At 66.7% G+C, this 23,279-nt stretch carries 19 protein-coding genes, 1 other RNA gene and 1 pseudogene; 14 read left to right on the top strand and 7 right to left on the bottom strand.

Annotation, left to right across the window (positions count from 1 at the left end):
• Positions 1-73 precede the first annotated feature (73 nt).
• Entirely contained in the window at positions 74-721 is a 648-nt protein-coding gene (locus tag BLA15945_RS20870; RefSeq protein ID WP_174993270.1) for a TetR/AcrR family transcriptional regulator, read from the bottom strand.
• A 276-nt stretch (positions 722-997) separates the two neighbouring features.
• On the opposite strand from BLA15945_RS20870, the gene BLA15945_RS20865 reads away from it, so the two are divergent.
• The gene (locus tag BLA15945_RS20865; RefSeq protein ID WP_174993269.1) at positions 998-2,419 is read left to right on the top strand and encodes an NAD(P)/FAD-dependent oxidoreductase; all 1,422 of its coding nucleotides are present in this window, start codon (positions 998-1,000) and stop codon (positions 2,417-2,419) included.
• Positions 2,420-2,502: 83 nt separating this feature from the next.
• On the opposite strand, the gene purB is transcribed toward BLA15945_RS20865, so the two are convergent.
• A complete protein-coding gene (gene purB / locus BLA15945_RS20860; protein WP_059236139.1) occupies positions 2,503-3,891 on the bottom strand; it encodes an adenylosuccinate lyase in 1,389 nt (462 codons plus the stop codon).
• 231 nt (positions 3,892-4,122) lie between these two features.
• Between purB and BLA15945_RS20855 the strand changes: the two genes are divergently transcribed.
• From BLA15945_RS20855 to BLA15945_RS20830, 6 genes are all read left to right on the top strand, one after another.
• The gene (locus BLA15945_RS20855) at positions 4,123-5,076 is read left to right on the top strand and encodes a LysR substrate-binding domain-containing protein (RefSeq protein WP_059236137.1); all 954 of its coding nucleotides are present in this window, start codon (positions 4,123-4,125) and stop codon (positions 5,074-5,076) included.
• A 282-nt stretch (positions 5,077-5,358) separates the two neighbouring features.
• Positions 5,359-6,645 (top strand): Glu/Leu/Phe/Val family dehydrogenase, encoded by a 1,287-nt coding sequence (locus BLA15945_RS20850; RefSeq protein WP_059236135.1) that lies wholly within the window; start codon positions 5,359-5,361, stop codon positions 6,643-6,645.
• A 219-nt stretch (positions 6,646-6,864) separates the two neighbouring features.
• Positions 6,865-7,758 (top strand): glutamate/aspartate ABC transporter substrate-binding protein, encoded by an 894-nt coding sequence (locus tag BLA15945_RS20845; RefSeq protein ID WP_059236133.1) that lies wholly within the window; start codon positions 6,865-6,867, stop codon positions 7,756-7,758.
• Positions 7,759-7,842: 84 nt separating this feature from the next.
• Entirely contained in the window at positions 7,843-8,583 is a 741-nt protein-coding gene (locus BLA15945_RS20840) for an amino acid ABC transporter permease (protein WP_059236131.1), read from the top strand.
• Positions 8,583-9,260, top strand: coding sequence for a glutamate/aspartate ABC transporter permease GltK (gene gltK / locus BLA15945_RS20835; RefSeq protein WP_011350948.1), 678 nt, complete (start codon positions 8,583-8,585; stop codon positions 9,258-9,260). The genes BLA15945_RS20840 and gltK overlap by 1 nt, the downstream gene beginning before the upstream one ends.
• Positions 9,257-9,982: an amino acid ABC transporter ATP-binding protein gene (locus BLA15945_RS20830; RefSeq protein ID WP_059236129.1), complete on the top strand. Its 726-nt coding sequence runs from the start codon at positions 9,257-9,259 to the stop codon at positions 9,980-9,982. Before gltK ends, BLA15945_RS20830 begins: the two co-directional genes overlap by 4 nt.
• Before the next feature lie 94 nt (positions 9,983-10,076).
• On the opposite strand, the gene BLA15945_RS20825 is transcribed toward BLA15945_RS20830, so the two are convergent.
• The gene (locus BLA15945_RS20825; protein WP_174993268.1) at positions 10,077-15,341 is read right to left on the bottom strand and encodes an autotransporter outer membrane beta-barrel domain-containing protein; all 5,265 of its coding nucleotides are present in this window, start codon (positions 15,339-15,341) and stop codon (positions 10,077-10,079) included.
• Between the two features lie 701 nt (positions 15,342-16,042).
• Positions 16,043-16,954 carry a class II glutamine amidotransferase gene (locus BLA15945_RS20820; protein ID WP_174993267.1) on the bottom strand — a complete coding sequence of 304 codons (912 nt, stop codon included), beginning with the start codon at positions 16,952-16,954 and terminating at the stop codon, positions 16,043-16,045.
• A 206-nt stretch (positions 16,955-17,160) separates the two neighbouring features.
• Here BLA15945_RS20820 and pyrC point away from each other — a divergent pair, with 206 nt between their 5' ends.
• From pyrC to rnpB, 4 genes and pseudogenes are all read left to right on the top strand, one after another.
• Positions 17,161-18,225 (top strand): dihydroorotase, encoded by a 1,065-nt coding sequence (gene pyrC / locus BLA15945_RS20815; RefSeq protein WP_059236125.1) that lies wholly within the window; start codon positions 17,161-17,163, stop codon positions 18,223-18,225.
• The gene (locus tag BLA15945_RS20810) at positions 18,222-18,359 is read left to right on the top strand and encodes a hypothetical protein (RefSeq protein ID WP_174993266.1); all 138 of its coding nucleotides are present in this window, start codon (positions 18,222-18,224) and stop codon (positions 18,357-18,359) included. The genes pyrC and BLA15945_RS20810 overlap by 4 nt, the downstream gene beginning before the upstream one ends.
• A gap of 66 nt (positions 18,360-18,425) precedes the next feature.
• Positions 18,426-18,584, top strand: a pseudogene (locus tag BLA15945_RS37875) (DUF3025 domain-containing protein); the annotation flags it as partial.
• A gap of 12 nt (positions 18,585-18,596) precedes the next feature.
• An RNA gene (gene rnpB, locus BLA15945_RS20800) (RNase P RNA component class A) lies at positions 18,597-19,008 on the top strand.
• A 68-nt stretch (positions 19,009-19,076) separates the two neighbouring features.
• On the opposite strand, the gene BLA15945_RS20795 is transcribed toward rnpB, so the two are convergent.
• Positions 19,077-19,541: an OsmC family protein gene (locus BLA15945_RS20795; RefSeq protein WP_081051880.1), complete on the bottom strand. Its 465-nt coding sequence runs from the start codon at positions 19,539-19,541 to the stop codon at positions 19,077-19,079.
• Between the two features lie 410 nt (positions 19,542-19,951).
• A complete protein-coding gene (locus BLA15945_RS20790; RefSeq protein WP_174993263.1) occupies positions 19,952-20,257 on the bottom strand; it encodes a DUF1090 family protein in 306 nt (101 codons plus the stop codon).
• Positions 20,258-20,568: 311 nt separating this feature from the next.
• Between BLA15945_RS20790 and rplM the strand changes: the two genes are divergently transcribed.
• The 3 genes from rplM to erpA all read left to right on the top strand — a co-directional run bounded on the left by rplM (position 20,569) and on the right by erpA (position 22,002).
• Positions 20,569-20,997 carry a 50S ribosomal protein L13 gene (gene rplM / locus BLA15945_RS20785; RefSeq protein ID WP_009687896.1) on the top strand — a complete coding sequence of 143 codons (429 nt, stop codon included), beginning with the start codon at positions 20,569-20,571 and terminating at the stop codon, positions 20,995-20,997.
• Between the two features lie 11 nt (positions 20,998-21,008).
• The gene (gene rpsI, locus BLA15945_RS20780; protein ID WP_006476904.1) at positions 21,009-21,401 is read left to right on the top strand and encodes a 30S ribosomal protein S9; all 393 of its coding nucleotides are present in this window, start codon (positions 21,009-21,011) and stop codon (positions 21,399-21,401) included.
• A gap of 229 nt (positions 21,402-21,630) precedes the next feature.
• Entirely contained in the window at positions 21,631-22,002 is a 372-nt protein-coding gene (gene erpA, locus BLA15945_RS20775) for an iron-sulfur cluster insertion protein ErpA (protein ID WP_006759918.1), read from the top strand.
• Positions 22,003-22,109: 107 nt separating this feature from the next.
• Here erpA and BLA15945_RS20770 read toward each other — a convergent pair whose 3' ends face one another.
• Entirely contained in the window at positions 22,110-23,258 is a 1,149-nt protein-coding gene (locus BLA15945_RS20770; RefSeq protein WP_059236120.1) for an anhydro-N-acetylmuramic acid kinase, read from the bottom strand.
• Positions 23,259-23,279: the final 21 nt, after the last annotated feature.

Below are 23,279 nucleotides of genomic sequence, written 5' to 3'. Positions count from 1 at the left end.
CTGCGGTTCGCGGCAATCGTCATGAAAAAGGCGCCCCTCGGGGCGCCTTTTTCATTGGCGGCGAGCGCGTCGGTCAGGCCGCGTGCGCGCGCCGTGCGATGCCGTCGAGCAGCACGTCGAGCATCGTGTCGTGCACGGCCGCCGGGTCGAGCTGCGCATAGAGCAGGGCGGCCGACTTGACGAGCGGATGCTCGGCGTCGGACAGCGCGTTCATCTCCGCGAGCTCGACGTCGTTGGCCGCGCGCGTAAGACCGCCGGCCTCGGCGGCGGCCAGGCCGATCACGCTCGCATACCAGCCGACGCACACCGACGGCAGCGCCGCGCGCGGGATGCCGGCATCGGTCAGCGCGCGATGCACGGCCTCGATATGCGCGAGATCGGCCGGCCCCGTGCTCATGTGTCGCTGCAACAGCGCAAACGCGGCAGGGTAGCGCAGCGCGAGCGCGCGGTACTGGCGCGCGAGATCGCGCAGCCGCTCGCGCCACGGCTGTGCGGGATCGACCGGCACGAGCGAGCGCGACAGCGCGTTCGCGATCGCGCGGCTCAGGCCTTCCTTCGACTTGAAGTGATACAGCACGCTCATCGGGTCGCAGCCGACCGATTGCGCGAGCTTGCGCACGCTGAACGCGGCTTCGCCGACGTCTTCGAGCAGCGCGAGCGCGGCCGCGACGATCGCGTCCTTGTCGAGGCCGCGCGGGCCCTGGGCGGGTTTGTCTTTCATCGAGGCGGGCTGGCATGCCGGCGCGGCGCCGGCTGTAAACTTGACGAAAGCTTATTCTACACTGTAGAATTATTTCTGCGGTGTAGAAATTGGGTGTCCCGGCACCTTTCAATACGTGCTTTCGCACAGTCCGGGATCCAGGCGGCACGAGCGTGCCCGCCGTCAACACGGGCCATTGCGCCCTTTATCTCGTTGACACCCATGTGGAACCGGCTGCCCCACCCGCGAAGCCAGATGGCTCTTCGACAGGCGGCCCAAGACCATGCAAGTGCAATCATGACTTTCAACCATCAACCCCTGATCCAGGGCGAATCGCGTTTCGAGCAAACGCAACTGAACATCGAAAAAGACAACTGGAACTGGTGCGACCCGGCCCGCTACGACGGCGAGCGCCCGGCGAACTGGTACGAGGCGTCGCTGTCGCGCCACGCGAACGGCGCGCCGCTCGCGCACGACGCCGTATGCGACGTGCTCGTGATCGGCGCGGGGCTGCTTGGCGCATCGGCCGCGCTGCATCTCGCGGAAGCGGGCGTCGACACGATTCTCGTCGACAAGCATCACGTCGGCTCGGCCGCGTCCGGCCGCAACGGCGGGCAACTGACGCCCGGCCTCGCGCGCTGGGAAGCGGCCGACATGATCGACCACCTGTCGCACGACGATGCGAAGCGGCTGTGGCGCTTCGCATCGGCCGAGTCGATGGACCTGATCGATGCGATCGGCGCGCGCTACGCGCTCGAACTCGACCGCAAGCGCGGCCACGTCACGGCGGCCGTTCACCCGGGCCACATGAGTGCGCTGCTCGACGGCGCGGATGCGCGCCGCCATCTCGGCGACGCGGGCGTGACGCTCGTCGGCCGCCACCAGCTGCACGACGAATACGTGCGCTCGGGGCTTTACCACGGTGCGGCGATCGACGCGATCGGCGGGCAGATCCATCCGCTCGCGCTGGTGCGCGGCCTCGTGCACGGCTTCCGGCTGAATGGCGGCGCGCTGTTCGAGGGCACCGAGGTGCTCGAGCTCGACGAGACGCCGGCGGGCGTCGTCGCGACGACGCCGGGCGGCACGATCACCGCGCGCAAGGGTGTCGTGCTCGCGCTGCACAACGCGACGTTCCGGCTGCTCGACGACGGCGCGGCGACGACCGTGCCGTTCTTCACGTACGTGAGCGTGACGGCGCCGCTCGACGTCGATGTCGCAACGCTGATGCCGGCCGGCATGCCCGTGTACGACACGCAGTTCCAGATCGACTACTACCGGCCGGTGCGCGGCAACCGGCTGCTGTTCGGCGGGCAGGGCACCGGTACCTGCTGGGCGCAGCCCGACGTCAACGCGTATCTGCTGACGCGGCTGAACACGGTGTTTCCGCAGGCCGACGGCAGCTTCGCGCTCGACTACTGCTGGAGCGGCGTCAGCGATTTCACGCTGAACGGCGCCACCGATAGCCGCAAGACCGACGGCCGCGTGCCGATGTACATGGTGCAGGGCTGGAGCGGCCACGGCGTCGCGCAGACGGTGCGGATCGGCAAGGCGATCTGCGACGATTTCGTCGGCCGCAACGACGATTTCTCGATGCTCACGGGCATCGATCACCGTGCGATTCCGCTCGGCCGGCAGTTGTCGCCGATCGCGATTCCCGCCGCGAAGGCCGCGATGAGCGTGATGAGCGCGCTGAACCCGGGGCGGATGATCTCGTTCTGACTGGCTGCGGCCTGCGGCAGCCAACAAAAAAGCCCGATGCGATTGCTCGCATCGGGCTTTTTCTCGTCTGGAGACGGCGGCGCTTACGCGATCCGCTTCGCGAGTTCGACGGCCTTGCCGATGTACGACGCGGGCGTCATCGCGAGCAGCAGATCCTTCGCGTCCTGCGGGATCGCGAGCGTGCCGACGAATTCCTGCAGCGCTTCGCGCGTGATGCCCTTGCCGCGCGTCAGTTCCTTCAGCTGCTCGTACGGATTCTCGATGCCGAACCGGCGCATCACCGTCTGCACCGGCTCGGCCAGCACTTCCCAGCAGTTGTCGAGATCTTCGTTCAGGCGCTGCGGGTTCACTTCGAGCTTGTCGAGGCCGCGGATCAGCGAGTCGTACGCGAGCAGCGAGTAGCCGAGCGCGACGCCCATGTTGCGCAGCACCGTCGAGTCGGTCAGGTCACGCTGCCAGCGCGACACCGGCAGCTTGTCGGCGAGGTGGCGCAGCGTCGCGTTTGCGAGGCCCAGGTTGCCTTCCGAGTTCTCGAAGTCGATCGGATTGACCTTGTGCGGCATCGTCGACGAGCCGATTTCGCCGGCCTTCGTCTTCTGCTTGAAGTAGCCGACCGAGATGTAGCCCCACACGTCGCGGTCGAGGTCGAGCAGGATCGTGTTCGCACGCGCCACGGCATCGAACAGCTCGGCCATGTAGTCGTGCGGCTCGATCTGGATCGTGTACGGGTTGAACGCGAGCTTCAGGCGGTTTTCGATCACGTCGCGCGAGAACGCTTCCCAGTCGAATTCCGGATACGCGGACAGGTGCGCGTTGAAGTTGCCGACCGCGCCGTTCATCTTGCCGAGGATCTCGACCTTCTCGATACGGGTGATCGCACGCGCGAGACGTGCGGCGACGTTCGCGAGTTCCTTGCCGAGCGTCGTCGGGCTGGCCGGCTGGCCGTGCGTGCGCGACAGCATCGGCTGCTCGGCGTGCGCGTGCGCGAGGGCGACGAGGCGCTGGTAGACCGTGCGCAGCGCCGGCAGGATCACGTGTTCGCGCGCGCCGGCGAGCATCATCCCGTGCGACGTGTTGTTGATGTCCTCGGACGTGCACGCGAAGTGGATGAATTCGCTGGCCTTCTCGAGTTCGGCCTGGCCCTTCACCGATTCCTTCAGCCAGTATTCGACGGCCTTCACGTCGTGGTTCGTCACGCGCTCGATTTCCTTGATGCGGGCGGCGTCGTGCGCGGTGAAGCGCTCGGCGAGCTGCAGCAGGAACTGCTCGGACGCATCGGAGAAGCGCGGGACTTCCGCGAAGCCGGCGCGCGACAGCGCGATCAGCCAGTGCACCTCGACGGTGACGCGGTGGCGCATGAAGGCGGCTTCGGAGAGCCAGTCGCGCAGCGCTTCGGTCTTGCTGGCGTAGCGGCCGTCGATGGGCGAGAGCGCGGTGAGGGCGAAAAGCGTATCGGGACGAGTGTCGGACATGATCGGGCGGGCCTTGGGGCCGGGTCGAGCGAGGGGAGGAGAATCCGGCATTTTACCATTGGCGCGCGACGATCCCGGGGACCGGCGGCCGGCCGCCGTTGCCGCGTGCCGCCGCCGCGCCGGCGCGGGTTCGCCGCGGGCTTGCCGGGCCGTGCGCGCTGCCGCCGGCCGGGCCCGCCCGCCGGTAGAATGCAGGCTTCTTCCCGACCGCCGCCCGCCGCGCCCGCCTGCATGGAACTGAAATGGCTCGAAGACTTCGTCTCGCTCGCGGAAACGCGCAGCTTTAGCCGGTCCGCCGAGCTGCGGCACGTGTCGCAGCCCGCGTTTTCGCGGCGGATCCAGGCGCTCGAGGCATGGCTCGCGACCGAACTGATCGATCGTTCGGTCTATCCGACGCGGCTCACGCAGGCCGGCCAGATCTTCTACGAACAGGCGCTGACGATGCTGTCGCAGGCGCACGAGGCACGCACGCTGCTGCGCGGCCACGTCGGCGCGCCGGTGCCGACGATCGAGTTCGCGGTGCCGCACACGCTGTCGCTCACGTATTTTCCGCGCTGGCTGCAGCGGATCGAGGCGAAGATGGGCCCGGTCCACACGCGGCTGCGCGCGCTGAACGTGCACGACGCGGTGCTGTCGCTCGTCGAGGGCGGCTGCGATCTCGTGATGGGCTATCACCACCCGAGCCACCCCGTCGCGCTCGACCCGGCGCGCTACGACATGCTGATCCTCGGCAGCGAGCCGATCAGCCCGTTCTCGGCGCCCGGCCGTGCGGGCCGCCCGCGCTATACGCTGCCGGGCGCGGCCGACGCGCGCGTGCCGTACCTGTCGTACACGCCGAACGCGTATCTCGGCCGGATGACCGAAGTCATCATCGCGAACGCGCCGACGCGGCTGTTCCTCGATCGCGTCTACGAAACCGACATGGCCGAAGGGCTGAAGGCGATGGCGCTCGCGGGCCACGGCGTCGCGTTCCTGCCGCACAGCGCGGTCGAGGACGCGGTTGCGGGCGGCCGGCTGATCCGGCTCGACCGGTCGGTGCGCGGCGGCGCGCATCCGTTCACGCTGACGATGGAAATCCGGCTGTACTGCGACAAGCTCGCGCTGCAGGGCGACGATCCGCGCCAGAAGCTCGTGCGTGCGCTGTGGGACGTGGTGCGCGACGAACTGCGCGACCCCGCGAATTAACCGCCGGCGGTTAATTTACCGCGGCCGGTCGGGCCCGGCCGGCTGACGGCGGGCTTGCAGCGCCTGTCGGACGCCTGTCCGGCGGCCTGCCCGCGCCCATTCCGTGCGATTTTTCCCGGGCGCGATGCACGGCCGATCGCGGGCGTTCTTGCGCAAATCGACCGCAGATTTGCGAAAAATCGCGATCATGCAAGAAACGCATAATCGAATAAGCAAACGGCATTGGATAAAAAAAACGGGTTTTTCGACAATGTGCGCACTTCGTTGAACGTTGGAGCATCCATGTCTTCGCAACAGCAGTCCATCCCGTCCTACCTGCACGCCGACGATCTCGGCCCGTGGGGCAACTACCTTCAGCAGGTCGATCGCGTCGCGCCGTACCTCGGTTCGCTGTCGCGCTGGCTCGAAACGCTGAAGCGTCCGAAGCGCATCCTGATCGTCGACTGCCCCATCGAGCTCGACAACGGTACCGTCGCGCACTTCGAGGGCTATCGCGTGCAGCACAACGTGTCGCGCGGCCCGGGCAAGGGCGGCGTGCGCTACCACCAGGACGTGACGCTGTCGGAAGTGATGGCGCTGTCGGCCTGGATGTCCGTGAAGAACGCAGCAGTGAACGTGCCGTACGGCGGTGCGAAGGGCGGCATCCGCGTCGACCCGCGCAAGCTGTCGCGTGGTGAGCTCGAGCGCGTGACGCGCCGCTACACCAGCGAAATCGGCATCATCATCGGCCCGAACACCGACATTCCGGCGCCGGACGTCAACACCAACGAACAGGTGATGGCGTGGATGATGGACACGTACTCGATGAACCAGGGCCAGACGTCGACCGGCGTCGTGACCGGCAAGCCGATCGCGCTCGGCGGTTCGCTCGGCCGCAAGGAAGCAACGGGCCGCGGCGTGTTCGTCGTCGGCTCCGAAGCGGCGAAGAAGAAGGGCCTGGAAATCGAAGGCGCGCGCATCGCGGTGCAGGGCTTCGGCAACGTCGGCGGCATCGCGGCGAAGCTGTTCCAGGAAGCGGGCGCGAAGGTGATCGCGGTGCAGGATCACACGGGCACGATCTACCAGCCGGCCGGCCTCGATTCGAACCAGCTGCTCGACCACGTGGCACGCACGGGCGGCGTCGCGGGCTTCGAAGGCGCTGAACCGATGCCGAACGACGAGTTCTGGACGGTCGAGACCGACATCCTGATCCCGGCGGCACTGGAAAACCAGATCACCGAGAAGAACGCAGCGAAGATCCGCACGAAGATCATCGTCGAAGGCGCGAACGGCCCGACGACGACGGCGGCGGACGACATCCTGAGCGCGAACGGCGTGCTCGTGATCCCCGACGTGATCGCGAACGCAGGTGGCGTGACCGTGTCGTACTTCGAGTGGGTGCAGGATTTCTCGAGCTTCTTCTGGACGGAAGACGAGATCAACCACCGTCTCGAGCGCGTGATGCGCGAAGCCTTCGCCGGTGTGTGGGCGGTCGCGGAAGAGCACAAGGTGACGGTGCGTACGGCGGCGTTCATCGTTGCGTGCAAACGCATCCTGATGGCGCGCGAAATGCGTGGCCTCTACCCCTGATCGTTGACTATGATCAATTCATGACGCAATCCACCCGATTGCGGATATGAACCCTCGCGGGCGGTGCCGGATCCGGCATCGCCCGCGCGCGCATTCGGGGCGCCCGGAGCCGGGAGGAAGGCTTCGTGCAGGGCGATTCGTAGTGCGGTAAACAACCAGTACTTTCAAAAATATTACTTTGATACACTGGCGCGGGTTTTAGCCAAGGAGATGACCAAAATGAAATACCACAAGGCAGTCCTGATGGTCGCGGCGCTTTGCGCGTTCGCAAGCGGCGCGCATGCTCAGGAGACGGGCACGCTGAAGAAGATCAAGGACACGGGCGTGATCGCGCTGGGCCACCGCGAATCGTCGATTCCGTTCTCCTACTATGACGAAAAGCAGCAGGTGGTTGGCTATTCGCGCGAATTCCAGATGAAGGTGGTCGACGCGGTGAAGAAGAAGCTGAACCTGCCGAACCTGCAGGTGAAGAACATCCCCGTCACGTCGCAAAACCGCATTCCGCTGGTGCAGAACGGCACGGTCGACATTGAGTGCGGCTCGACGACCAACAACGCCGAGCGCCAGCAGCAGGCTGCGTTCTCCGACACGATCTTCGTGATCGGCACGCGCCTGATGACGAAGAAGGATTCGGGCGTCAAGGATTTCGCCGACCTCAAGGGCAAGACGGTCGTGACGACTGCCGGCACGACGTCGGAGCGCCTGCTTCGCAAGATGAACAACGAGAAGCAACTGGGCATGAACATCATCAGCGCGAAGGATCACGGCGATTCCTTCAACACGCTGGAATCGGGCCGCGCGGTCGCGTTCATGATGGATGACGCGCTGCTCGCGGGCGAGCGCGCGAAGGCGAAGCAGCCGGGCGAATGGGTGATCGTCGGCACGCCGCAATCGGAAGAGGCCTACGGCTGCATGATGCGCAAGGGCGACACCGACTTCAAGAAGCTCGTCGACGACGCGATCTCGCAAGTCGAGAAGTCGGGCGAAGCCGCGAAGATCTACGCGAAGTGGTTCGAGAACCCGATCCCGCCGAAGGGGCTGAACCTGAACTTCCCGCTGTCCGATTCGATGAAGAAGCTGTACGCGAACCCGAACGACAAGGCGCTCGACTGACCACACGGCCGTTGATGCAGAAATGACGCTAATGAGACGGAAGAGGCCACGCTTCTTCCGTCTCTTTTTGCTGGAGTCTTGCCCATGTCTTACCACTGGAACTGGGGCATCTTCCTGAGCCCCGTGTCGACCGGCGAGCCGACGACTTATTTCGGATGGCTGATGTCCGGCTTCTGGGTGACGATCGAAGTGTCGCTCGTCGCCTGGGTCATCGCGCTGATCGTCGGATCGCTGTTCGGCGTGCTGCGCACGGTGCCGAACAAATGGCTGTCCGCGCTCGGCACCTTGTACGTGTCGATCTTCCGGAACATTCCGCTGATCGTGCAGTTCTTCGTCTGGTATCTCGTGATACCCGAGCTGCTGCCCGCATCGATCGGCACCTGGATCAAGCAGTTGCCGCCGACCACGCAGTTCTTCACCGCGTCGATCATCTGTCTCGGCCTGTTCACGGGCGCGCGCGTGTGCGAACAGGTGCGCTCGGGGATCAACGCGCTGCCGAAGGGCCAGCGCGCGGCCGGCCTCGCGATGGGCTTCACGCAATGGCAGACGTATCGCTACGTGCTGCTGCCGGTTGCGTACCGGATCATCGTGCCGCCGCTCACGTCGGAATTCCTGAACATCTTCAAGAACTCCGCCGTCGCGTCGACGATCGGCCTGCTCGACCTGTCCGCGCAGGCGCGCCAGCTCGTCGACTACACCGCGCAGACCTATGAGTCGTTCATCGCGGTCACGCTCGCGTACGTGATCATCAACCTCGTCGTGATGTCGTTCATGCGCTGGATCGAAGGCCGCACGCGGCTGCCCGGCTATATCGGAGGCAAGTGATGCATCAGTTCGACTGGAGTAGTATTCCCGGCGCGCTGCCGACGCTGTGGACGGGGGCGGTCGTCACGTTCCAGATCACGCTGATCGCGATCGTGGTCGGGATCGTCTGGGGCACGCTGCTGGCGCTGATGCGGCTGTCGGGCGTCAAGCCGCTCGCGTGGTTCGCGCAGGGCTACGTGACGGTGTTCCGCTCGATTCCGCTCGTGATGGTGCTGCTGTGGTTCTTCCTGATCGTGCCGCAGCTGCTGCAGGGCGTGCTCGGGCTGTCGCCGACGATCGACATCCGCCTCGCCTCGGCGATGGTCGCGTTCTCGCTGTTCGAAGCCGCGTATTATTCCGAGATCATCCGCGCCGGCATCCAGGCGGTGCCGCGCGGGCAGGCGAACGCCGCGTTCGCGCTCGGCATGAACTACGCGCAGGCGATGCGCCTCGTGATCCTGCCGCAGGCGTTCCGGGCGATGGTGCCGCTGCTGCTCACGCAGGCGATCGTCCTGTTCCAGGATACGTCGCTCGTGTACGTGATCAGTCTCGCGGACTTCTTCCGCACGGCGGCCAACATCGGCGATCGCGACGGCACGACCGTCGAGATGGTCCTGTTCGCCGGCGCATGCTATTTCGTGATTTGCTCGTTGGCGTCTGCTCTCGTCAAGGGTCTCCAGAAAAAGGTCACAAGATGATTTCCATCAAGAACGTTTCGAAGTGGTACGGCCAGTTTCAGGTCCTCACCGAATGCACGACCGAGGTCAAGAAGGGTGAAGTGGTCGTCGTGTGCGGCCCGTCGGGCTCGGGCAAGTCGACGCTGATCAAGACCGTGAACGGCCTCGAGCCGTTCCAGCAGGGCGAGATCCTCGTGAACGGCCAGTCGGTCGGCGACAAGAAGACGAACCTGTCGAAGCTGCGCTCGAAGGTCGGGATGGTGTTCCAGCATTTCGAGCTGTTCCCGCACCTGTCGATCACCGAGAACCTGACGCTTGCGCAGGTCAAGGTGCTCGGTCGCGGCAAGGACGAAGCGAACGAGAAGGGCATGAAGCTGCTCGATCGCGTCGGCTTGAAGGCGCACGCGCACAAGTTTCCGGGCCAGCTGTCGGGCGGTCAGCAGCAGCGTGTCGCGATCGCGCGCGCGCTGTCGATGGACCCGATCGCGATGCTGTTCGACGAGCCGACGTCCGCGCTCGATCCCGAGATGATCAACGAAGTGCTCGACGTGATGGTCGAACTCGCGCAGGAAGGGATGACGATGATGGTCGTCACGCACGAGATGGGCTTCGCGAAGAAGGTCGCGCATCGCGTGATCTTCATGGACAAGGGCGCGATCGTCGAGGACGACCGCAAGGACGATTTCTTCTCGAATCCGAAATCGGAACGCGCGAAGGACTTCCTCGCGAAGATCCTGCACTGAGCGTGTGCGCGTTTTACGCGCGCCCATTCGAAAACCGCCCGGCTGACCGCCGGGCGGTTTTTTTTCGTCCGCGTGCGACGGCGTTACCGGCGCGTTACCAGCTGTACCGGTAGCCGACCTGCCCGACGATCCCGCGCCGGTAGTCGCCGCCGATGTTGCGCGCGATCTTCGCGTTCGCGTACAGCTCGCCCGACTTGCCGAAGCCCGCGGTCACGCCGACGCCGAGCTCGTACCAGGTGCGGCCGAGGTGCGTCGCGAACGGCGTGCCGCCGACGACGGTCTGGGCCGGCGACAGGAAGTCGTGCAGCACGTCGGCCGTGAAGTACGGCGTCGCGGCGCCGCCGCCTGCGTCCGACTGGAGGTTCGGCCGGAAGATGCGCACGCCGACGCGGCCGCGCAGCGCGTTCGTCGCCGTGCCCGAGACGGCCGATACGTTGTCGTTGAACCCGTTGAGCTTCAGGTACTGATACATCAGCTGTGCCTGGGGCTCGACCGCGACGGGCAGGCTGCCGATCGCGAACGGCTTGCCGACTTCCTGCGACAGCGCGACGCCGAAGCCGTTCTGCGACGCCTCGTTGCCGTAGCTGTCGCGATAGCGGTTGCCGTAGTGCGTGACCTGCCCGACGCTGTCGAAGTAGGTGCCGTCGGACAGGTAGCGGGTCCAGTAGCCGCCGACGCTCTGCGCGTGCATCTCGACCGAGCCCGTCGACGTCGACAGGCCCGGCGTGCCGGCGCGCGCCATGTCGCTGAAGCTCGCATTCGACACGCCGATGCTCGCCGTCACGCCCGCATGCGTGCTGCCGGCGCCGTTCGGCGCCTGCTCGAGCGTCCAGTCCTTGCCGAACTGTGCGAAGAACGTGCGTTCGTCGGCCGAGAAGCGGCCCGCGTTTGCGTCGAGGCTCTGGCCGCCGATGCGCCCCCACACGCCGTCGCGGTTGCCGGGTTGCTGCTTCTCGAGGTTGTAGATGTCGCCGACGCGCTCGTGCAGCTTGCCGAGTGTCGAGAAGCCGTAGTCGGCGTTCAGCAGCGGCGTCAGCGCGTAGCCGGCGACGCCCGGGCGATACGCGAGCGTGCCGCCGTTCCCGTTCCCGCCGCCGTCGCCGCCGCCGGACGGGTGGATCGGATCGCCGGGGTCGGTCTGGTCGAGCTGCGAACGCAGGTACCAGCCGTTCGCGTCGCCTTGGCCGCCGCGATAGAGCCGGTATTCGTACGCGCCGGCCTGTACCGGGCCCGCGAGATGGAATGCCGATGGGGCGGTCGTGCCGCCGTTGGCCGTGACGACCACGGGAATCCCGTCGCCGGTCGTCTGCGCGCCGGTCCCGGCCGTGTTGGCGATCTTCAGGCCGGTCGTGCCGCTCGCGGTGCCGCCGTTCACGATCAGCCGGTCGGTCGGCGACGCATCGGCGCCGAGGTACGTGTTCAGCGCGATCGTGCCGCCGTTACCGACGTAGCTGCCGGTCGTCAGCGTCTTGTAGCTGCCGGTGAGCGTCGGCGAGCCGGTCGGTGCGGCGAATGCCACGAGGCCCGCGTTGTTCAGGCTGCTCAGAACCGAGCTGCCCGTCATGCGCCACGTGCTCGTGCCGTCGATGGTCAGCGCGACCGGATCGATCCTGCCGGTCAGCGTCGTGCCGTTCGCGAGGAGCACGGTGCCGGTGCTCGATGCGTCGGAGACGATGTCGCCCGCGAGGTTGACCGCCGATGCATTGAACGTCACGTTGCTGCCGTTCGCGAGGTTCAGCAGCGTGCCGTTGCCGGCCGTGACGACCGTGCCGTTGCGCACGGCGATGTCGGCGGTGCCGCCGCGCGCGGCGAAGGCCGGCCCGGCGGTGGAGGCCACGCTGCCGCCGTCGACGAGCACGGAACTCGTCGCGCCGTTCGCGAGCGTGTCCGACGTCAGCACGCCGGCCGTCGCGCCTGCGAGCGTCGTGCCGGTCAACGCAAGCACGCCGCCGCTGTTCGCGGTCGCGCCGTTGCCGGCCGCGCTGGCGATCGACGAACCCGCATCGGCGATGCGGCCGCCGTTCTGCGCGACCATGCCATCGGCCGCGGCACCCGATGCGGTGACTTTCGCGCCCGACAGCATGGCCGTCGCCCCGCCGTCCATGAAGACCGCATGCGCGCCGGCGCCCGTCGTCGCGACGGTCGTGCCGCTGGCCGAGAGTGTCGAATCCGCGCCCGATACGAACAGGCCGCGCGCGTTGGCGCCGGCGGTGCGCACGAGCGCTGCCGCATCGGCCGCGATGCGCGCGCCCGCACCGGTCGACGCGAGGCCGTCGGCGCCGCTGCCCGTCGTGGCGATCTGCGTGCCGGCCAGCGCGATCGTGGCGTTCGCCCCGAGGTTGCGGATCCCGCTGCCCGATCCGCCGACCGCGATCGACGTCGCGCCGGCCGCGATGCCGCCGCCCGTGACGGTCGAATCGATCAGCACGCCGTCGGCGCTGCCGTTCGCGATCACGGTGCCGGCGCCCGACAGCGCGACCGATGCACCGGCGCCCGTGAGGCGCACGCCCGCGACGCCGTCGTCGGCTTCGATCGAGCCCGCGTTGGCGAGCGTTGCCGCCGCACCCTGCACGAGTGCCCCCGTACCGTTGGACACGCGGATCGTCGACGCGTTGTTCACCGTGCCTTGCGTGCCGACGACGACGCCCGTCGAGCCGGCGCCGGTCAGCAGCACCGTGCTGCGGTTGTCGAGCGTGCCGAGGTTTTGCGCGACGAAGCCCGTCACGCCGGCGGTCGACGACGTGACGGCGGCGTGGTTGGTCAGCGTCGTCGCGACCGGCGCACCCGCATTCGCACCGGCGAGGTCGTGCGCCTGGCCGTCGACGATGCCCGCGGTCGCGCCGGCCGCGGTCAGGTTGATCGTCGCACCCGCGTCGATCGTGCCTGTCGCGCCGCCTTCTACCGCGATCGCGATGCCGTTCGCGCCGTTGACGTTGTAGATCGCGTTGCCGGTCGACAGCGTGGTGCCGGCGTCGGTCGCGAGCACGCCGCGCGCACGCTGGCCGTTGACGTCGGTTGTCAGCGTGCCGGCCGTCGACGTGCCCGTATAGGCCGCGCCGCCTGCGACGCGGAACAGCGTCGAATCGTCGGTGTCGACGCTGAGGTGCTGCGCGGCGACGTTGATTTTCGAGCCCGCGCCGTACGCGTAGAAGCCGATCTGGTTCGTGCCGGACATGAAGGCCGGCACCGCGTTGGCGCCGACGTCGATCGTCGCGCCCGCGCGTGCGTGCACGCCGATTGCGCCGGTGCCCGTCAGGTTGAGCGCGCCGTCGAGCGTGGCTTTCGCGAGCGGCCCCTCGGCCCAGACGCCGTAGTTGCGCGTGCCCGAGGCGGGATCGAGGCCGCCGGCCACGTTGATCGTGCCGGTCGACGTCGCGGCCGTCGCGTGCGTGCCGGTCCCGACGACCATGATGCCGATGCCGTTGACACCGTTCAGCGTGATGGTGCCGGTGTTGGTCACGGTCGCGGCGGTATCGGCCGCGAGCATGCCGACGTTGGCGAGTGGCGTGCCGGTCGCCGCGCCGTTGACGACGATCGAGCCCGCATTGGTCAGCGAGCCGGAGGTCGAGCCGATGCTCGCCAGTGCGGCGCCGTTCTGCGTCTGCGAGCCGATCACGATCGTGCCGAGGTTGCTTGCGGTGCCCGACGCGCCGAGCAGGATGCCGTACGCATGCGCGGACAGCGCAACGTCGTTCGCGGCTTCGGGCGACGCGGCGTCGTACTGGGCCGCGCGCCCGAGATAGATCGTGCCGCCGGCTTCGTTCGTGAAGCTGCCGCCGGCGACGAGGCCGCCGATCACCTGGCTGTCGAGCGTCGTCGCATTGACGCCGACGTTGATCGTGCCGGCGTTCGAGGCGTACGCGCCGTCCGTCGCGGCCACCGCGTAGTTCTGCAGGTCGGGGCGCGTGCTGTTGTTGAAGGTCCATGCGCCGACGTTCATCACGCCGTTGTTGACGAAGCGCGTGCCGGCGCCGTTCGCGTAGATGCCGCTGCCCTCGGTGTACGCGTTGAGGCTGAAGTTGTAGGGCAGCGCGGTGCCGCCCGTGTCGAAGTTGTCGCCGGCCGCGTAGCCGGACGAGATCACGCCGTTGTTCACGCCGCTCGCGCCGGTCAGCAGGCGCACGAGCGTGAAGTCGCCCGACAGGCGCCCGTCGTTGACGAAGTGCGCGCCGTTCTCCGCGAGGACGGCCGAGCTCGAGTCGATCGTATTGGTGCCGCGGAAGTCGATCTGGCCGTCCTTGCCGATGTGCAGCGTCGCGTTGGCGCCGGTGCCGTGCATGACCGTCAGGTAGTCCATCTGCAGCGTGTTCTTGTCGCCCGGCGACACGTTGTTCGCATACTCGAACGATTGCGTGGAGAACGTGACGGCCTGGCTGAAAGCGTGGTCGTACGCGGCCTGCGAGCCGAGCGCGCCGCTCTGGACCGAGCGCACGAGAAAGGTGTTGTACGCGGCGAGCGACGCGGCGTCGGTGACCGTCCACGCGCTACCGTCGAAGGCGGTGAAGGTGCCCGCATACGCCGGCACGTCGAGCAGCACATGGCTGACGGGGCCGCCGCTCGCCAGATAGTCGCCGGTGCCGAGCCACACCTGGTTGCGCGAGTTCCAGTTGACGACGCTTTGCGCCGTGCCCGTGCCGTCCGCGACGAACAGGTCGGTCTGCTTCGGCGCCATCGTGATCGCGTTGCCGGCCGCCGCGGGCGACCCTGCCGGACTGCCGATCGACACGTCGAGCGTGCCGCCGGAGCGCTCGACGGTGCCGATCCGCGTGTTCACGTACTGGTTGCCGTTCACGTCGTGATAGACGGGCACGCTGGTCGAGCCCGCATTCGAGGCGGCGAACGCGGCCGAATCGTAGGTCGCGACCGAGCTGTGGCTGCCGGTGATCGAGTCGGGCGTGCTGACGCTTTGGGTCTTGCCGCCGATCGACAGCAGCGGCTGGTCGGGGTTGCCCGACACGACGGACGTGCTGCCGAGCGGCGTCAGCGTGTAGCCCATATCGCCGGTCGCGCCGGTCCATGCGCCCGTCAGTCCGACCCGGTCGCCGCCCGACACGGTCGTGGCGCCGGCCAGGTTGTCGTTGACGGTCGGGCTGAAACTGTCGAGTGCGCAGGCGCCGCCGTTCGCGACTGCCGCGCCGCTGCCGCACGTCGAAGCATGCGCGGCGCCGGTCGACAGCACGGCCAGCGCGGCACCGAGCGCCGCGACGCGAAGCGGCGACCGGCGCGCGGTCGCGCGTGCCGCACGGTGGCCGGTGCCCGATTCGCCGCGCGAGCGTTTGCCGCGCGCCCGTGCCGTTTCCGCAACCGCGACCCAGCAGCCGGCGGTTTCGCTCCATATCGATCGAAATGAGTGATTCACGACATACCCCTCTTTCTTCTTTTTGAAGTGGCATTCGCCGCCATTCGGCGAATTCGCATTCCGCGGTGCTGCAATCAATCGAAAGGGCGTGCGGCGGCTATGGCTGCGTAGCGCGCCAATCGTGTTTCGTTACACCGAGGATGGGCGGAGTCTACTGACTCGGGTGGCTGCCGATTATCAAGAAAATGGAAACTGTAATGATGCGAACCGTAACGGCCGGTATTTTTGATTTGTGTGGCTAATCGAACCGAAAGCTATGCTGGAGAAGGGTTTGACGGGTTTTGTGAAAAATCTTGAATGGCTGTCGGGGTAGGTGGGATAGCGCACGGTTCAGGTGAAGGCGGCGCGCTAAAATGAGAATCCGGGATTTTTTGATTTAGGCGGATGATATTTTTTGTTTCGCCTGCGATTTATTTTCGCTTGTGAATGAATAAAATCAAGCGAATGTTGGGTGGCATCGAAGCGTTGCGCCGATGGCGTGGCCAACGTGAACCCGTATCGGCCGGAGCGGGGCGATTTCCGCCGGTGACGGGCATCGTCGTGCGTCTCGCGCGAGGTTCGCGCAAGCGGGCAGAAGCGGGCAGAAGCGGGCGGGAAGCGGGCGGGAAGCGGGCGGGAAGCGGGCAGGAAGCGGGCAGGAAGCGGGCAGGAAGCGGGCAGGAAGCGGGCAGGAAGCGGCCGCGGCCGGTGCCGCGCCGGGCTCAGAAGTCGATTGCGTCGTCGGAATCGCCGTCGGCCGCGGTGGCGAGCGCTTCGCGGGCCGTGCGCGGCGCGGACGCCGACGCGTCGAGCGACGGATTGCGCAGCTTCTCGAGCACGCGCTCGGGCACCGGGATCTGCATCCGCGCGGCGACGTCGCCGCACTGGAACATGATCAGCTCGCCCGGCTCGAACGCGGTCCAGACTTCGTCGTCGGTGAGCGGCTGCGTCGCGATCACCGCGACGCGATCCTCGGGCGTCGTGTATTTCGCGAAATCGATCGACAGGTCTTCGTCGACCAGATGCGCGGTCGAAAACGGCCAGCGGCGCACGAGATAGTGCAGCCGCGTCGAGCAATGCGCGAACAGCGCCTGGCCGTTCGACATCAGGAAATTGAACACCCCGTGATCGGTGATCCCGCGCGTGAGCTCGCCGACGCGCTCGAACAGCTCGGGCAGCGGCGGCTGCGCGCCGGGAAATGCCTCGCGCAACCCCTGCATCAGCACGCAGAACGCCTGTTCGCTGTCGGTCGTGCCGACCGGGTGGTAGACGCTGCCGTCCATGTTCGGCGCGTAGTCCTGCAGGTCGCCGTTATGCGCGAAGATCCAGTGCCGGCCCCACAGCTCGCGCATGAACGGATGGCTGTTCTCGAGCAGGATGTGCCCTTGCGTCGCCTTGCGGATGTGCGCGATCGTGTTCTTGGACTTGATCGGGTAACGCTTCACCATTTCGGCGATCGGCGACGTGGCCGATGCCTGGTGATCGATGAACAGGCGGCAGGCCTTGTCCTCGAAGAATGCGATGCCCCAGCCGTCGGCATGGTGATCGGTGAGCCCGCCCCGGGCCGCGAAACCTGTGAAGGAGAATGTGACGTCCGTCGGTGCGGCGCAGTTCATTCCTAGGAGTTGGCACATTTTACTTGGGGCGGCAGGCTGAAGCGGGGGGGTAACGAACCGGGCGAACCCCGGTACAATGCGGCTTCTAGCATATCACCGAGCCCTGAGCGGTAAAAAGCGGATTCCGCTGGCCAAAGGTCCCGTGTTGCGGTTTGCCGTCAGTCGGCCCGCGCACGCGCGTTCCGGCCCCGCCGATGGCAAGCCTGTTCCTCACGACGCCTCCTATGACTGCCTCGAACGCTTCTTCCCCGGCGACGCTCTCGCTCGCCCGTCCCGACGACTGGCACCTGCACCTGCGAGACGGCGACATGCTGGCCGCCGTGCTGCCGCACACCGCCCGCCAGTTCGGCCGCGCAATTGTCATGCCGAACCTGAAGCCGCCGGTCACGACCACCGCGCAGGCGCAGGCCTACCGCGAGCGCATCCTTGCCGCGCTGCCGGCCGGGATGACGTTCGAACCGCTGATGACGCTGTATCTGACCGACAACACGCCGCCCGACGAGATCCGCCGCGCGCGCGAAAGCGGCTTCGTGCACGGCGTGAAGCTGTATCCGGCCGGCGCGACGACGAACTCCGACCACGGCGTCACCGATCTCGCGAAATGCGCGAAGACGCTCGAGGCGATGCAGGAAACCGGCATGCCGCTGCTCGTGCACGGCGAGGTGACCGATGCGTCGATCGACCTGTTCGACCGCGAGAAAGTGTTCATCGACCGCGTGATGACGCCGCTGCGCCGCGATTTCCCGGGCCTGAAGGTCGTGTTCGAGCACATCACGACGAAGGACGCGGCCGACTACGTGCGCGACGCCGATGCGGCGCCCGGCCTGCTCGGCGCGACGATCACCGCGCATCACCTGCTGTACAACCGCAACGCGCTGTTCGTCGGCGGGATTCGCCCGCATTACTACTGCCTGCCGGTGCTGAAGCGCGAGACGCATCGCGTGGCGCTGGTCGAGGCCGCGACGTCGGGCAACCCGCGCTTCTTCCTCGGCACCGACAGCGCGCCGCATGCGCGCGACGCGAAGGAAACCGCATGCGGCTGCGCGGGCTGCTACACGGCGCTGCACGCGCTGGAGCTGTACGCGGAAGCGTTCGACACGGCCGGCGCGCTCGACAGGCTGGAAGGGTTCGCGAGCTTCTTCGGCGCCGATTTCTACGGGCTGCCGCGCAGCGCCGAGACGGTCACGCTGCGCCGCGAGGCGTGGGAACTGCCGCGCGAGATCTTCGCGGGCGACACGCCGGTCGTGCCGCTGCGCGGCGGCGAGACGATCGGCTGGAAACTGGCGTGATCGATGCGCCGCCGCGCGAGCCCGGCCATGCGGCCGGCCGCGCGGCGGCGGATTTCGCGCGGATCGACGGGGCCGCGCCGTGGTTCGCGCCCTATGCGGTGCCGGACCGGCCAGGCGGCCGCATTGGCGGGTGACGCCCGGTGCGATGCGCTGAACGGCGCGTTGCGCGACGGTGCGCGTGTCAGCGGTCGCGGCCGAACGCGCGACGCGCGCTGACGAGCCGCGATTTCGCGCCGCTCCCGGCGCTTGGGGTACCGGGCGGGTGCGCCTCGGATGCCGATGCCGCGTTCTACGACGGTCCGGCCGAATTTCGCAGCGGCCGCCGCATGCGCGCTGCCGGCGGCGGCGCGCAGTGCTAGAATGCGCGTCGCAAAGCAGGCCAGGCAGTCGCGGCCTCGCCGCCTTCGGGCGCGCGGGGGCGAGGAAAGTCCGGACTCCACAGGGCAGGGTGATGGCTAACGGCCATCCGTGGCGACACGCGGAACAGGGCAACAGAAAGCAAACCGCCGATGGCCCGGCGCAAGCCGGGATCAGGTAAGGGTGAAACGGTGCGGTAAGAGCGCACCGCGGCGACGGCGACGTTCGCCGGCACGGTAACCTCCACCCGGAGCAATTCCAAGTAGGCAGGCGCGCATTTTCGGATGCAGGACGGGGCCCCCGTCTCGTCTGCGGGTAGGAAGCTTGAGCGCGTCAGCAATGGCGCGCCTAGAGGAATGGCTGCCACGCGCTGTGCGCTTCGGCGCGCAGCGTGCACAGAATCCGGCTTATCGGCCTGCTTTGCCGTTCGAATGCGAAAGGGCCGGCGTCTCCTTGCGGAGCGCCGGCCCTTTTTTCATGCGCGCGCCGTGCGATCAGACGGCGACGATGTCGAACGAATGCGTGAGTTCGGCCGTTTTCGCGATCATGATCGACGCGGAGCAGTACTTGTCGTGCGACAGGTTGATCGCGCGCTCGACCGTGGCCGGGTTCAGGTTGCGGCCGGTGACGGTGAAGTGGAAGTGCACCTTCGTGAACACCTTCGGATCTTCGCTGGCGCGCTCGGCCTTCAGCGTGACCGAGCAGCCGGTCACTTCCTGGCGGCTCTTCTTCAGGATCAGCACGACGTCATAGGCCGTGCAGCCACCGGTGCCGAGCAGCACCATTTCCATCGGGCGCGGCGCGAGGTTGTGGCCGCCGCCTTCGGGGGCGCCATCCATCGTGACGAGATGCCCGCTGCCGGTCTCGGCGGAAAACGCCATGCCGTCCTGGCCCATCCAGCTTACTTTGCATTCCATGCTTGCACTCCAGCGTTGCCTGATTCGGATTCGATCCGGCATTGTAGCCCGCTGCGCAACGGCCGGCTGATGCGCTGCACGACGTGCAATGCCGGCGCCGCTCGGGCAGGGCGCCGGACGGCAATTTCCTCGCGTCTTTTAGGGGTTTTGCTCTAGACGAGGACGATTTCCGCTCATGCCTTGCAGTGGCATGTAATTGATTTTAAAGAAGAAGATGGTTTCTAGCGTGCTCCGCTCGAAATTTCGCATTATGGTTTTTGATTTCGTAATGCAGATTTTCTTGTGAAGTCGGCAGTGCATTCGTATAATGAGCGTCATTGGTTGTCGCGCTGCGGCAACCTCCGAATGTCTCCTCCACCCTCCTCCTAAGGTGGATTAAGCCCGAACCAGCCGTTCGGGCTTTTTTTCGTCCCATGCAAACATCGGCGCGCGGTTTGCGCACGCTGGCAGCGTCACGCGGGCTGCCGTGCGGCCGGTTGCGATGTCGCATCGGGCGCCGTGGCGCGCGAGCGTGCGTCAGGCGCCGGTGCGTGGGCGGCCGACGCATGGCCGTGGCCGCGAGCGCAGAAATGGCGGACGCGTTCGCGCACCGCGCGCAGGCGGGCGACGCGATCCTCCGCATGGGCGTTCCGGGCTTCGGCGATGCGCGCATCGAGCGCGTCGAGCTTGGATTCGCAGCCGGCGTGGGCGGCGACGGCGGGCGCCGCGGCGGCCAGCAGCGCGGCCGCGAGGAAGGGCGTAAGTCGTTGTTTCTTCATGCTGGTTTGTTGTTTTCCGTGTTCGGCCGGTCGGGCGCGGCAAGGTCAGGTGCCGCGTGTCGATGGGTGCCTCCCCGGGCGCTCGGATCGCCTGGTCAGTTGGGGCACGACCGGATTTTGGCCCATTTCGGCCGCCACGGGCACGGGACGTGGATTCCCTTTGACCGCGTTGCCGTATTTCCTTTATAATTCAGGGCTTTTCCGCATTCATGCCCACGGAAAAAGAACAGGGAGAGCCTGCACCGCGCCTTGAAGCGCACATAGACAAGCAGGAAGAACACATCGGGCAAAGCATTTTTTTTGGATCGATCATGAAGACGTTTTCCGCAAAAGCCCATGAGGTGACGCGCGAATGGTACGTGATTGACGCGACGGATAAGGTTCTCGGCCGTGTTGCCAGCGAAGTGGCACGCCGTCTGCGCGGCAAGCACAAGCCTGAGTTCACCCCGCACGTCGACACTGGTGATTTCATCATCATCATCAACGCGAGCAAGTTGAAGGTCACGGGCAACAAGACTCTGGACAAGAAGTACTACCGTCACTCGGGCTACCCGGGCGGTATCTATGAAACGACGTTCGGCAAGATGCAAGAACGCTTCCCGGGCCGTGCGCTCGAGAAGGCGGTCAAGGGCATGCTGCCGAAGGGCCCGCTCGGCTACGCGATGATCAAGAAGCTGAAGGTCTACGCTGAAGCTACGCATCCGCATTCGGCTCAACAGCCGAAGGCGCTCGAGATCTAAGGGGAGCCCACATGATCGGTAACTGGAACTACGGTACGGGCCGCCGCAAAAGCGCAGTCGCACGTGTCTTCATCAAGGCTGGCAAGGGCGACATCATCGTCAACGGCAAGCCCATCGCTGACTACTTCTCGCGCGAAACGTCGCTGATGATCGTGCGTCAACCGCTGGAACTCACGAACCACGGCCAGACGTTCGACATCAAGGTCAACGTCAACGGCGGCGGCGAAACGGGTCAGGCAGGCGCAGTTCGCCACGGCATCACCCGTGCACTGATCGACTACGACGCGACGCTGAAGCCGTCGCTGTCGAGCGCAGGCTTCGTCACGCGCGATGCGCGTGAAGTCGAGCGTAAGAAGGTCGGTCTGCGCAAGGCACGCCGCGCAAAGCAGTTCTCGAAGCGTTAATTCCGCTTCATGGCCTCGCCGCCTTCGGGTGGCGTCCGCCGGAAAAACCGCCAGCTTTCATGCTGGCGGTTTTTTTATGGCCGCTTGTTTGCCCGCGCCCAGGCCGCCGCTGCGGCAGCCCGCGCGGGCACGTTTGATGAAATCGACAAGAACCTATTGATTTCATGGACTTCAGCACGATCTTCTGATCGGCCCTACAATAGCGGCTAAAGCTTCTTGGAGAGTTCGAATGAACGCTGTTACCGAATCCGCAGCAACGACGACCGATATGCCGCTGCCGTTCGTCTTCACCGACGCCGCGGCCGACAAGGTCAAGCAACTGATCGACGAAGAGGGCAACCCCGACCTGAAGCTGCGCGTGTTCGTGCAGGGTGGCGGCTGCTCGGGCTTCCAGTATGGCTTCACGTTCGACGAGGAAGTCAACGAGGACGACACCGTGATGAACAAGAACGGCGTCCAGCTCCTGATCGACTCGATGAGCTACCAGTACCTGGTCGGCGCCGAGATCGACTACAAGGACGACCTCAACGGCGCCCAGTTCGTGATCAAGAACCCGAACGCGACCACCACCTGCGGGTGCGGTTCGTCGTTCTCGGTCTGAGCGCACGACAGTTTCGCGCCGGTTCGCCGGAATGAAAAACGGGGCTTCATGCCCCGTTTTTTTACGTCCGTCTGCCATGCGGCACCCGCCATGCGGCGGGCGTCGCATCAGCGCGGATAGAGTGCGCCGAGCACGCGGTTGCCGTCCGCGCCGGTGACCGTCGCGAGATTGCCGGGCTGGCGCGCGGTGAAGCGGTAGGCGAGCCACGCGAACGCGAGTGCCTCGACCTGCTGCGGCGGCACGCCGAGCGCGGCCGTCGTATCGACGGTGGCCGGTACGCCTGCCTCGCGCAGCGCGTGCCTGATCGCGTCGAGCAGCACCGGATTGCGTGCACCGCCGCCGCAGACGAAGACGGCCTTGCAGCCCGGAGCATGCGTGGCGATCTCGCGCGCAACCGACACGGCGGTGAGCGCCGTGAGCGTCGCCTGCACGTCCTCCGGCGCGATCTGCGCGAACGCGGCGAGCTTTGCGTCGAGCCACGCAGGGTTGAACAGGTCGCGTCCGGTGCTTTTCGGCGGCGGCGCGGCGAAATACGGTTCGTCGAGCAGCGCGTCGAGCAGCGGCGCATGCACGGTGCCGCGCGCGGCGAACTTGCCGCCGTCGTCGTACGGCTTGCCCAGATGGCGGGTCGCCCATTCGTCGATCAGCGCATTCGCGGGGCCGCAGTCGAAGCCGCGCACGTCGCCGCCTTCGCCGGGCAGGATCGTGATGTTGCTGATCCCGCCGAGATTGCAGACGACGCGAGTTTCGCCGGGCGCACCGAACACCGTCGCATGGAACGCCGGCGCGAGCGGTGCGCCGTGGCCGCCGGCGGCGACGTCGCGGCTGCGGAAATCGGCGATCACGTCGACCTGGGCCAGCTCGGCGAGCAGCGCCGGGTTGTTGAGCTGCCGCGTATAGCCGCGCTCGGGGCGATGGCGCACCGTCTGGCCGTGCACGCCGATCGCGCGGATCTCGTCGCGCGACAGCCCGGCCGTGCGCTGCAGCTCATGGCAGCACACCGCATAGCGCGCGACGAGCGCATTCGCCGCGAGCGATTCGCGGTCGATTTCGTTGTCGCCCGGCTGCTGCAGCGCGAACAGCGCGTCGCGCAGCGATTGAGCGAAGCCGACGAACGCTTCCGCGAGGACGACCGGCGCCTTGCCGGCCTCGAAACGCACGGCGACGCCGTCGACGCCGTCCATGCTGGTTCCCGACATCAGCCCGAAGTAGATGCCGTCGGCCGGATGGGCGTGTTGCGGCTGTCGTTGCGGCACGTTGGGTTCTCCTGGATCGTG

The sequence above is a fragment of the Burkholderia arboris genome (assembly GCF_902499125.1).
GTDB classification, from domain to species: Bacteria; Pseudomonadota; Gammaproteobacteria; order Burkholderiales; family Burkholderiaceae; genus Burkholderia; species Burkholderia arboris.
The sequence above is the reverse complement of the archived record's forward strand: the minus strand, read 5'-3'. Positions and strand labels throughout refer to the sequence as shown.